Raw genomic sequence first — 10,548 nt, 5'->3', positions numbered from 1 at the left:
GCATTGGCGATTGAGCCAGTCAGAGTGATACGTGGTTATAGCAACCGCGATATCGGCTGTCGTTCTTTAACAATCAGGAAGAAGTAGTAAAGAGATTCACGAAAGCATACTTAGAGATGGGTGTGCGAGTAGGTGAATCAGGGTTGTGATTGTATCAATGTATGAAAAGGTGATCGAAAGATTGCTTTGGAATACGGCGCAACACGAATACTCAACCTGTAGCGATTGTGGCGAGCGTGGCATTCCGAGTGAATGACACAGGAGACACACCCGTTATAGGGTCAAGCGAACAAGTGCATGTGGTGGATGCCTTGGCGATCACAGGCGATGAAGGACGCGGTAGCCTGCGAAAAGCGGAGGGGAGCTGGCAAACGAGCTTTGATCCTCCGATATCCGAATGGGGAAACCCGGCCCGTATGGGTCATCCGTAGCTGAATACATAGGCTACGTGAAGCGAACGCGGTGAACTGAAACATCTAAGTAACCGCAGGAAAAGAAATCAACCGAGATTCCCAGAGTAGTGGCGAGCGAAATGGGACCAGCCTGTACTCTTTATCTTCATTGTTAGTCGAAGGCTCTGGAAAGTGCCGCCATAGCAGGTGATAGCCCTGTAGACGAAAACAGCGAGGAAGAACTAGGTGTACGACAAGTAGGGCGGGACACGTGAAATCCTGTCTGAAGATGGGGGGACCATCCTCCAAGGCTAAATACTCGTGATCGACCGATAGTGAACCAGTACCGTGAGGGAAAGGCGAAAAGAACCCCGGGAGGGGAGTGAAATAGATCCTGAAACCGCATGCATACAAACAGTCGGAGCCTCGCAAGGGGTGACGGCGTACCTTTTGTATAATGGGTCAGCGACTTACATTCAGTGGCAAGCTTAACCGATTAGGGCAGGCGTAGCGAAAGCGAGTCCGAACAGGGCGATTCAGTCGCTGGGTGTAGACCCGAAACCAGGTGATCTATCCATGGCCAGGATGAAGGTGCGGTAACACGTACTGGAGGTCCGAACCCACTAACGTTGAAAAGTTAGGGGATGAGCTGTGGATAGGGGTGAAAGGCTAAACAAACCTGGAAATAGCTGGTTCTCTCCGAAAACTATTTAGGTAGTGCCTCGTGTATCACCTTCGGGGGTAGAGCACTGTCATGGTTGTGGGGTCCATTGCGGATTACTACGCCATAGCAAACTCCGAATACCGAAGAGTGCAATCACGGGAGACAGACATCGGGTGCTAACGTCCGGTGTCAAGAGGGAAACAACCCAGACCGCCAGCTAAGGTCCCCAAATATTGCTAAGTGGGAAACGAAGTGGGAAGGCTAAAACAGTCAGGAGGTTGGCTTAGAAGCAGCCATCCTTTAAAGAAAGCGTAATAGCTCACTGATCGAGTCGTCCTGCGCGGAAGATGTAACGGGGCTAAGCAATATACCGAAGCTGCGGATGCACATTTATGTGCATGGTAGGAGAGCGTTCCGTAAGCCTGCGAAGGTGCATTGAAAAGTGCGCTGGAGGTATCGGAAGTGCGAATGCTGACATGAGTAGCGATAAAGGGGGTGAAAGGCCCCCTCGCCGTAAGCCCAAGGTTTCCTACGCAACGTTCATCGGCGTAGGGTGAGTCGGCCCCTAAGGCGAGGCAGAAATGCGTAGCTGATGGGAAGCAGGTTAATATTCCTGCACCATTGTTAAATGCGATGGGGGGACGGATCGCGGAAGGTTGTCCGGGTGTTGGAAGTCCCGGTCCTTGCATTGGAGAAGGCGCTTAGGCAAATCCGGGCGCGGAATTCAAGGGTGTGAGGCCATTCACCTAGGTGAAGAAGCAACTGGAAGTGGTTCCAAGAAAAGCCTCTAAGCTTCAGTTTAACAAGACCGTACCGCAAACCGACACAGGTGGGCGAGATGAGTATTCTAAGGCGCTTGAGAGAACTCGGGAGAAGGAACTCGGCAAATTGGTACCGTAACTTCGGGATAAGGTACGCCCCTGTAGCTTGACTGGCCTGCGCCAGAAGGGTGAAGGGGTTGCAATAAACTGGTGGCTGCGACTGTTTAATAAAAACACAGCACTCTGCAAACACGAAAGTGGACGTATAGGGTGTGACGCCTGCCCGGTGCCGGAAGATTAAATGATGGGGTGCAAGCTCTTGATTGAAGTCCCGGTAAACGGCGGCCGTAACTATAACGGTCCTAAGGTAGCGAAATTCCTTGTCGGGTAAGTTCCGACCTGCACGAATGGCGTAACGATGGCCACACTGTCTCCTCCCGAGACTCAGCGAAGTTGAAGTGTTTGTGATGATGCAATCTCCCCGCGGCTAGACGGAAAGACCCCATGAACCTTTACTGTAGCTTTGCATTGGACTTTGAACCGATCTGTGTAGGATAGGTGGGAGGCTATGAAGCGTGGACGCCAGTCTGCGTGGAGCCGTCCTTGAAATACCACCCTGGTTTGTTTGAGGTTCTAACCTTGGTCCGTAATCCGGATCGGGGACAGTGCATGGTAGGCAGTTTGACTGGGGCGGTCTCCTCCCAAAGTGTAACGGAGGAGTACGAAGGTACGCTAGGTACGGTCGGAAATCGTGCTGATAGTGCAATGGCATAAGCGTGCTTAACTGCGAGACCGACAAGTCGAGCAGGTGCGAAAGCAGGTCATAGTGATCCGGTGGTTCTGTATGGAAGGGCCATCGCTCAACGGATAAAAGGTACTCTGGGGATAACAGGCTGATACCGCCCAAGAGTTCATATCGACGGCGGTGTTTGGCACCTCGATGTCGGCTCATCTCATCCTGGGGCTGTAGCCGGTCCCAAGGGTATGGCTGTTCGCCATTTAAAGAGGTACGTGAGCTGGGTTTAAAACGTCGTGAGACAGTTTGGTCCCTATCTGCCGTGGGCGCTGGATATTTGAAGGGGGCTGCTCCTAGTACGAGAGGACCGGAGTGGACGAACCTCTGGTGTACCGGTTGTCACGCCAGTGGCATCGCCGGGTAGCTATGTTCGGAAGAGATAACCGCTGAAAGCATCTAAGCGGGAAACTCGCCTTAAGATGAGATATCCCCGGGGCTTCGAGCCCCTTGAAGGGTCGTTCAAGACCAGGACGTTGATAGGTCAGGTGTGGAAGCGCAGTAATGCGTTAAGCTAACTGATACTAATTGCCCGTAAGGCTTGATCCTATAACAGGTGTGTTTCGTGTCGGTCATGGTTAATGCTTCAGCATTTACCAGGACCCCACCCCCGAAGGGGGCAAGACATGACGCACGGTTGAGAGATCAGTGTTGTGCCAGAAACAACACAACCCCCGAATCTCCCTCTGGTGAGCATCACCAGANCACGGTTGAGAGATCAGTGTTGTGCCAGAAACAACACAACCCCCGAATCTCCCTCTGGTGAGCATCACCAGAAACTACTTCTTCCAGATTGGTTGTGCTGTCCCCCAAAGACACCACGACAACAAGTCATGCCTGATGACCATAGCGAGTCGGTCCCACCCCTTCCCATCCCGAACAGGACCGTGAAACGACTCCACGCCGATGATAGTGCGGATTCCCGTGTGAAAGTAGGTAATCGTCAGGCTCCCCAGCAGCATCAGAAACCCCACCCCGAAAAGGTGGGGTTTCTGCGTTTACGGGCCAGAAACAGCACAGGACTTTGCCATCGTGCGATCGCACAGGACTCTCGACTCTCGTTCCAAACCTCGCGCGACAAAGCACCTCCGCATTCAGAGAGGCGCGTTACGAAAACACTGCCGCAATCCGACCGGCCATGGATGTCATCACCAATGGCCCGCCATTTCGTTGTCCGCGTTACTGCCTTGCGCAGCTGCGCTTTGCTCCTTAGCTAAAAGACTGCCTTAGTGCGCAGCGACATCTCCGTCCCCAATGCTGGTTGCTCTTACAGGCGCCACACCATCAGCTGCATCCATCTGACCGACTTCCGCAAGTAATGCCTCGTCTCGTGCAATCACCTTCGGCAGATGCGTGCGTAAGAATTCAACCCACGTGCGCGTCTTCGCATCGATGAACTTACGCGACGGATACAGCGCATAAACGTTCATCTTCTGCAGCGTATAGTCAGGTAACACGCGGACCAACGTCCCGTCACGTAAACCGGTGATCGCCGCATAAAGCGGCACCATACCAATGCCCATTCCCTCGTGAATCGCGACGATCAGCGATTCCGCGATATTCACCTGCACGGGTCCGTTTACTTCCATCGTCTCGCTGCCGTTGGGACCGTCCAGCACCCATTCGTGGGGCGGGAAGGCTGGCGTGTGCAAGATGAGGCACTCGTGATGGGCCAGGTCGCTCGGCTGTTGCGGCGCGCCATGAGCGCGCACGTAGGCAGGCGATGCGCACAGGATGCTGAAAGTTGTACCCAGCGGGAGGGACACGAGATCGGAGTTCGGCAGAGTCGAGGCGCCGACTACAGCGACGTCGGCACGGCCTTCGAACAGGTCGGGCATGCGTTGCGACAACGTTAGCTCGACAGTCACTTCGGGATAGAGCGCGCGATAGCGCGAGATGGCCGGCAGTACGTAGTGCTGGCCGATGCTGGCAAAGCTGTGCATGCGCAACGCGCCACTCGGGCGTTCGTGCGCGCAACTTGCTTCTTCTTCCGCCGTATCGACATCGGCAAGGATTTGCTGAGATCGCTTCAGGTAACGCTCGCCCGCCGTGGTGAGCGCGAGCCGTCGCGTCGACCGGTTCAGCAAGCGCGTACGCAGATGAGCTTCGAGTTCCGAGACGGCGCGGGACATTGCGCCGGTCGTCGAATTGAGTGACTGCGCGGCGGCGGTAAAACTTCCGGCTTCGACCACGCGCACGAACACTCGCATATTTTGTAACGTATCCATCAGTCCTTCTATTTCACGGCAGAAGCCGTATTGTCCGCCTGTCCCGAGAGTCTATTGTTGTTCGTTCTGGAAGGGACGTTCCGCGCCAGTCCTATTAATGCGTGTAGCGCATGCTCCTACAATCGGCACCTTGCCTGCCGGTGTGCACAGCGTTCACCGGTGCTTCTTTCAGCAACAAACCGGGATGCAGTGCTTTCCGATGAAACGTCAACATGCGATCAAACCGACGGCGGATTCCCGTTGGCAGCGGAGCGTCATGTTGTCGAGATTCGGACCTGCCATTCGCGACTGGACGAATAGCGACGGTCTGATCTGGCTGCATCTGCTGAAAACGGTCACTGCGGGTCTGCTGGCGCTGGGTGTTGCCATGCTGCTGGATCTCCAGCAGCCGCGAATCGCGATGACCACGGTGTTCGTGCTGATGCAGCCGTTTAGCGGCATGGTGCTCGCCAAGAGTTTCTATCGGATTCTCGGCACCGCTGTGGGTACGATCGCCGCGCTGGTGCTCGGTGCGCTGTTCGTCCAGCAGCCTGAACTGTACATGCTCGGCATGATCGGCTGGGTGAGCGCCTGTATCGCGGCGGCGGTCCGGTATCGGCATTTCAGATGGTACGGCTTTGTGCTGGCAGGTTATACGGCCGCTCTGATCGGCATTCCGAATGTCACCGCGCCTCACGCCCTTTTTCTGGCGGCGCTTACGCGCGCGGCCGAGGTGGCGGTCGGCATCGTGTGTTCGAGCGCGGTGAGCGCACTGATCGTGCCGCAGCGCTCCAGCCTTGCATTGCGGCACGTACTCTACGTTCGATACACAAATTTTACTGCGTTCGCTGCTGACGTGCTGGGCCGCGGAATCGAGCGTGGCCAGTTTGAACGGCGGTTTGCGGACCTCGTGGACGAGATCGTCGGCTTTGAAGCGACGCGAACCTTTGCCGCCTTCGAAGATCCGGCCATGCGATCACGTAGTCAGCATCTCGGCCGTCTGAACGGCGAGTTCATGGATGCATGCGCGCGCTTGCATGCATTGCACCAGTTGCTCAAACGTCTGCGCGTTGGCGGCCCGAGCCGGATAGTCGTGGCCATCACGCCATACTTCCACGAGCTGTCGGCACTGCTCGCAGCCACCCGGGAAGCGGACTTCGACGCATCACGCATCGCGGCCCGGATGAGGCTCTTTCAGGCGAGCTTGCCAAGGCGCGTGCGCGAAACAAGACGGCCGCTGGAAGCAACCCCAGCTGAATCGTTGGCGGACTTCGATACGGCCGCGGAATTGCTATATCGATTCGTCGACGAATGGATTCGTTACTCCGAGACTTACGCGTCTCTGGCGATGCGCAAGCCGGGCGCCGGGCAGCACACCGCGAGCCGCTACGTGAGCCAGACAAACGGCTTTGTGGTTGCGTTTACCTTTGCCAGATCGGCAGTGGTCATGGCGATCGCCGGCTGGTTCTGGATCGCGACCGACTGGCCGAGCGGCGGCCTTGCTGTGATCGGTGCGGCACTGGTTTGTGCGCTGACGTCGACTTCGCCAAACGCATCGAAAATGGCCGTGCAGATGGCCGTTGGAGCCGTGCTGGCAACCATGACAGGCTACCTTTTCACATGCTATGTGTATCCCGGCATCGACGGTTTTCCGTTGCTTTGTGTGACGCTCGCGCCGGTGCTTGCGCTCGGTGCCTTCGTCGCGTCGCGTAAGCTCGCGGCAGGGTACGGCATCGGCTTCTCAGTGTTCTTTTGCCTGCTCGCCGGGCCGGACAATGTCGTCACGTATGCTCCCGATCTGCTGATCAACAATGGTATAGCGATCTCGGCGTCGCTACTGCTTGCAGCGGTCGTTTTCGCGGTGGTGTTTCCCGCGGACATGCCGTGGCTCACTGCCAGAATCAAAGGGGATCTTCGCGCGCAGGTGGTGTCTGCGTGCAAGGACGATCTGCCTGGACTCAATCAGCGTTTTCAGTCGAGCACACACGATCTGACCTCGCAGTTACGCATGCTGCTGACACGCCGCTCCCGACGCCGCCGTGATGCCTTGCGCTGGATGCTCGTTACGCTCGAAGTGGGCCACGCCGTGATCGATTTGCGCAATGAAGCGGCGCGCGCCGGTTATGTGCAAGGACTTCATCCACGCTGGAGCGCAAGCCTCGAGCGAATTTGCGATGATCTTGCGCGGCTTTTTTCGCGGCCTGAAGCGCGTGCTCTTGCGCAATCGCTCGTGTCCGTGCGCACGGCTACGTGGATCGCGCAGGACGTACTGGAAACCGTTCATGCCGACCGCGACAAACGGCATGACCTGCAGCGCATCCTGAGCTGCCTGCACTTTATCCGCACAGCGTTGCTCGATAAAGACGCACCTTTCAATGCGCGTTGATCCATGCACGTCGGGTCGGGCGCGCCTCGATCCTTCTGCCAGATGGAAAGATCACTTCCGCCCAGCCCCGTTTATCCACGTAGGTGGCAGTCATATAGTTTCACCACTGCCACACGGTCCCCAAAGGGAGTGCCTTCTGGTGGTAACCGTAAGTACTGGAGAACGAAATGAACGTGTTGAAGATTGCCCTGATTGCCTGTTCTTTGTCCGCTGTCGTCGCTCATGCGCAAACGGTGCCGGCCGCACCGGAACAACAGGTCGCACAAGCGAATACTCCGCGTGCCAATAGCGTCGCCACGCAAAACCGCGTCGTTGCACCGGCGGCCAAACCGGAAGAGTGCGTCGGGCCCGTGAGCTTCTGCAATATCTACTTCGGCAGCTAGGCAGCGCCACGAGCAACACTCGCAATATCTGCTGTACCTGCTGTACCTGCTGTACCTGCTGTACCTGCTGTACCTGTCGCGGAGATTCCGTACGCGACGAAGCGCCTGGTCGCGACGCCGTCCCATCGAGACGCCGCGGCCGGTGCGACAATCGGACTACTGAGCGAAGCACACCGCAGACGTGCGCACCGGTAGACTGGACGGTTGATTATGGAGAGACCCAGTTTCATGTATCAAGACCGGATTCGTTGCTCCGCACTGCGCGGAAAAATTACGTCGGCCGCCGAGGCGGCGCTTCTGATTCAGGACGGCATGCGTGTCGGCGCCAGCGGTTTTACGCGCGCGGGCGACGCCAAAGCGGTTCCTGTCGCGCTCGCCGAGCGGGTCCGTCAGGAAGGCAAGCCACTGCAAATTACGTTGATGACCGGCGCATCGCTCGGTCATGACGTGGATCGCATGCTCACCGAGGCGCATGTGTTGGCGCGCCGCTTGCCGTTTCAGGTCGACAAGACCCTGCGCGACGCGATCAATCGCGGTGAAGTGATGTTCGTCGATCAGCATCTGTCTGAGACTGTCGAAATGCTGCGCGCAAATCAGCTCGGCAAACTCGACGTCGCCATTATCGAAGCCGCCGCGATTACCGAAACCGGCGGCATTGTGCCGACTACTTCAGTCGGCAACTCGGCCAGCTTCGCGATCCTCGCCGACAAGGTCATCGTCGAAATCAATCTTGCCCAGCCGCTTGCGCTCGAGGGGCTGCACGACATCTGGATTCCGGGCCGCAGGCCGAATCGCGAACCGCTGCCGATTGTGCATCCGCAAGACCGCGTCGGCACGCAGGCCATCGAGATCCCGCCGGATAAAATCGCGGCGATCGTGATCACCGACAAGGTGGACAGCCCGTCCACGGTGCTGCCCGCCGATGCGGAAACGAAATTGATCGCCGCTCATCTGATTGAGTTTTTCCGGCACGAAGTGTCGCGCGGGCGCATGCCCCGGCAGTTGCCGCCTTTGCAGGCGGGTATCGGCACGATTGCCAACGCAGTGCTGGCCGGCTTTGCCGATTCACCCTTCGACGCCTTCGAAATTTATTCGGAAGTCCTGCAGGATTCGACCTTCGACCTGATGGATGCCGGCAAGGTGACGTTCGCATCGGGTGCGTCGATCACGCTGTCGGCCGCGCGTCAGGCACAAGTGTTCGGTGAACTCGAGCGCTATCGCGATCGCCTGGTGCTGCGTCCGCAGGAGGTCAGCAATCATCCTGAAGTGATTCGCCGGCTCGGTCTGATTGCGTTGAATACCGCATTGGAGTTCGACCTATACGGCAATGTGAATTCCACGCACGTGGGCGGCACGCACATGATGAACGGCATTGGCGGCTCGGGCGATTTCGCGCGCAATGCGTCGTGCGCGATCTTCGCGACGAAGTCGATGGCAAAGGGTGGGCGTATTTCGAGTGTCGTGCCGATGGTGCCGCACTGCGATCACAACGAACACGATGTGGACGTGGTCGTGACGGAGCAGGGCCTGGCCGATCTGCGTGGACTGGCGCCGCGGGAACGCGCTACGCTGATCATTGAGAACTGCGCGCATCCGCTTTATCGCGATCTGCTTCGCGACTACTATCGGGACGCCTTGCAATGGGGTGGGCAAACGCCGCATCAATTGGATCAGGCTTTCGCCTGGCATACGCGGCTGCGAGACACCGGCTCGATGTTGCCGGCAGTGGAGGCACTGCTCTAAATTCAAGGCAAAGTCGGCGTCAGGTGGCATTCACCCCTGACGCCGTAAGACATCAGCTGCTACGCTCAGGTGCCGCGCCGGACAAGCCGGATAAGAAACAGCAGAATGACCGCGCCGATCACAGCGGTAATGATCGAACCGATCCAGCCGCCGCCCAGCGAGATGTGCAGCACGCCGGCCAGCCAGCCGCCGATGAATGCGCCGACAATCCCGACGATGATGTCGACGATCAGGCCGAAGCCGCCGCCCTTGACGAGCACGCCAGCCAGCCAGCCGGCGATTGCGCCGATGATGAGCCATGCAATGATGCCGTGTTCCATAATCGAGACTCCATGGTTGAGTGTGAAAAATTCACGGTGACAGAGCTTAGTCGAAGGTTATGGGACAGTCCATATTCAGGACGCGGAATTAACATTGTCTAAATCTATTGCAAACTAAGTGTAGACGATGCGCGCGAATATGGGGAGCTTACGCGTGGCGACTCACTCCGGCGTCGGCTCCGCTTCTTTGGCTGTCCAGCTGACGCTCGATACGCTCTTTTCCATGCTGACGCGGCTTGCCATCTGTTCAAGCTTCGGCTGATCTTTCGGATGCAGCTTCAATGTCGCGGTAACGCGAATGCGTCCCGTACCGTCTTCAACGTCTTCGCTTGTCAGACTCTGGAACGATAGCGGTGTCGAATACATTGAGTTGGATACCGCGGTGCGAATGTGAATCTCATCGGCCTCCTGGCAAACGATTGTCAGCACATACTCGCGCACGAGGTCGGCGTCCGAGACGGGCGCCGCGTTGATGGCACGGCTCACTTCACGCAGCACCGTATTGGTCAGCAGCACGACTGCCGTGCCGGCGAGCGCCGGGCCGTAATGTCCCGCACCGCACAATACGCCGACTGCCGCCGAACACCACAAGGTGGCGGCGGTGTTGATCCCCTGGATGGAGCCCTTGTCTCGCATGATCACACCGCCGCCGAGAAAGCCGACGCCCGATACGACATACGCGGCAATCTGCGTGATGCCGGCCGTGCCGTTACCGGTCAGCACGCCGAGCGTGACGAACAGGCAGGCACCGCTGGCAACCAGCGTGATGGTGCGCAGGCCGGCATTGCGCTGGCGCATCTGCCGCTCGAGGCCGATCGCGACGCCGCAGCTGAAGGCGGCAAGGAGCCGCAAGACGAATTCAATTGTCATCGATAAGAAAGGTTGAGGTGCGTTGTTCG

6 protein-coding genes and 2 rRNA genes are annotated in these 10,548 nt (G+C 57.6%); 5 read left to right on the top strand and 3 right to left on the bottom strand.

Annotated features, from left to right (window positions below; translation table 11 throughout):
- The first annotated feature begins 279 nt into the window (after positions 1-279).
- Both BCY88_RS23840 and rrf read left to right on the top strand, forming a co-directional pair.
- Positions 280-3,159 (top strand): 23S ribosomal RNA (locus tag BCY88_RS23840).
- Between the two features lie 287 nt (positions 3,160-3,446).
- Positions 3,447-3,559, top strand: a 5S ribosomal RNA gene (gene rrf / locus BCY88_RS23835).
- Between the two features lie 277 nt (positions 3,560-3,836).
- On the opposite strand, the gene BCY88_RS23830 is transcribed toward rrf, so the two are convergent.
- On the bottom strand, positions 3,837-4,838 hold the full coding sequence (locus BCY88_RS23830; RefSeq protein WP_120346625.1) for a LysR family transcriptional regulator: 1,002 nt from the start codon (positions 4,836-4,838) through the stop codon (positions 3,837-3,839).
- A 199-nt stretch (positions 4,839-5,037) separates the two neighbouring features.
- On the opposite strand from BCY88_RS23830, the gene BCY88_RS23825 reads away from it, so the two are divergent.
- From BCY88_RS23825 to BCY88_RS23815, 3 genes are all read left to right on the top strand, one after another.
- On the top strand, positions 5,038-7,203 hold the full coding sequence (locus BCY88_RS23825; protein WP_120346631.1) for an FUSC family protein: 2,166 nt from the start codon (positions 5,038-5,040) through the stop codon (positions 7,201-7,203).
- Between the two features lie 167 nt (positions 7,204-7,370).
- Positions 7,371-7,586, top strand: a complete 216-nt coding sequence (locus BCY88_RS23820) for a hypothetical protein (RefSeq protein ID WP_120346624.1) — start codon at positions 7,371-7,373, stop codon at positions 7,584-7,586.
- Between the two features lie 228 nt (positions 7,587-7,814).
- On the top strand, positions 7,815-9,329 hold the full coding sequence (locus BCY88_RS23815; protein WP_120346623.1) for an acetyl-CoA hydrolase/transferase family protein: 1,515 nt from the start codon (positions 7,815-7,817) through the stop codon (positions 9,327-9,329).
- Between the two features lie 65 nt (positions 9,330-9,394).
- Here BCY88_RS23815 and BCY88_RS23810 read toward each other — a convergent pair whose 3' ends face one another.
- Together BCY88_RS23810 and BCY88_RS23805 are read right to left on the bottom strand one after the other, a co-directional pair.
- Positions 9,395-9,649, bottom strand: coding sequence for a GlsB/YeaQ/YmgE family stress response membrane protein (locus BCY88_RS23810; RefSeq protein ID WP_028197420.1), 255 nt, complete (start codon positions 9,647-9,649; stop codon positions 9,395-9,397).
- Positions 9,650-9,811: 162 nt separating this feature from the next.
- Positions 9,812-10,519 (bottom strand): MgtC/SapB family protein, encoded by a 708-nt coding sequence (locus BCY88_RS23805; RefSeq protein ID WP_120346622.1) that lies wholly within the window; start codon positions 10,517-10,519, stop codon positions 9,812-9,814.
- Positions 10,520-10,548: the final 29 nt, after the last annotated feature.

The sequence above is a fragment of the Paraburkholderia fungorum genome (genome assembly GCF_003610895.1).
GTDB classification, from domain to species: Bacteria; Pseudomonadota; Gammaproteobacteria; order Burkholderiales; family Burkholderiaceae; genus Paraburkholderia; species Paraburkholderia fungorum_B.
The sequence above is the reverse complement of the archived record's forward strand: the minus strand, read 5'-3'. Positions and strand labels throughout refer to the sequence as shown.

Bases quoted from the DNA above. Each gene is read 5' to 3' on its own strand.
- BCY88_RS23830 (WP_120346625.1), bottom strand. From the start codon at position 4,838: ATGGATACGTTACAAAATATGCGAGTGTTCGTGCGCGTGGTCGAAGCC.
- BCY88_RS23825 (WP_120346631.1), top strand. From the start codon at position 5,038: ATGAAACGTCAACATGCGATCAAACCGACGGCGGATTCCCGTTGGCAG.
- BCY88_RS23810 (WP_028197420.1), bottom strand. From the start codon at position 9,649: ATGGAACACGGCATCATTGCATGGCTCATCATCGGCGCAATCGCCGGC.
- BCY88_RS23820 (WP_120346624.1), top strand. From the start codon at position 7,371: ATGAACGTGTTGAAGATTGCCCTGATTGCCTGTTCTTTGTCCGCTGTC.
- BCY88_RS23815 (WP_120346623.1), top strand. From the start codon at position 7,815: ATGTATCAAGACCGGATTCGTTGCTCCGCACTGCGCGGAAAAATTACG.
- BCY88_RS23805 (WP_120346622.1), bottom strand. From the start codon at position 10,519: ATGACAATTGAATTCGTCTTGCGGCTCCTTGCCGCCTTCAGCTGCGGC.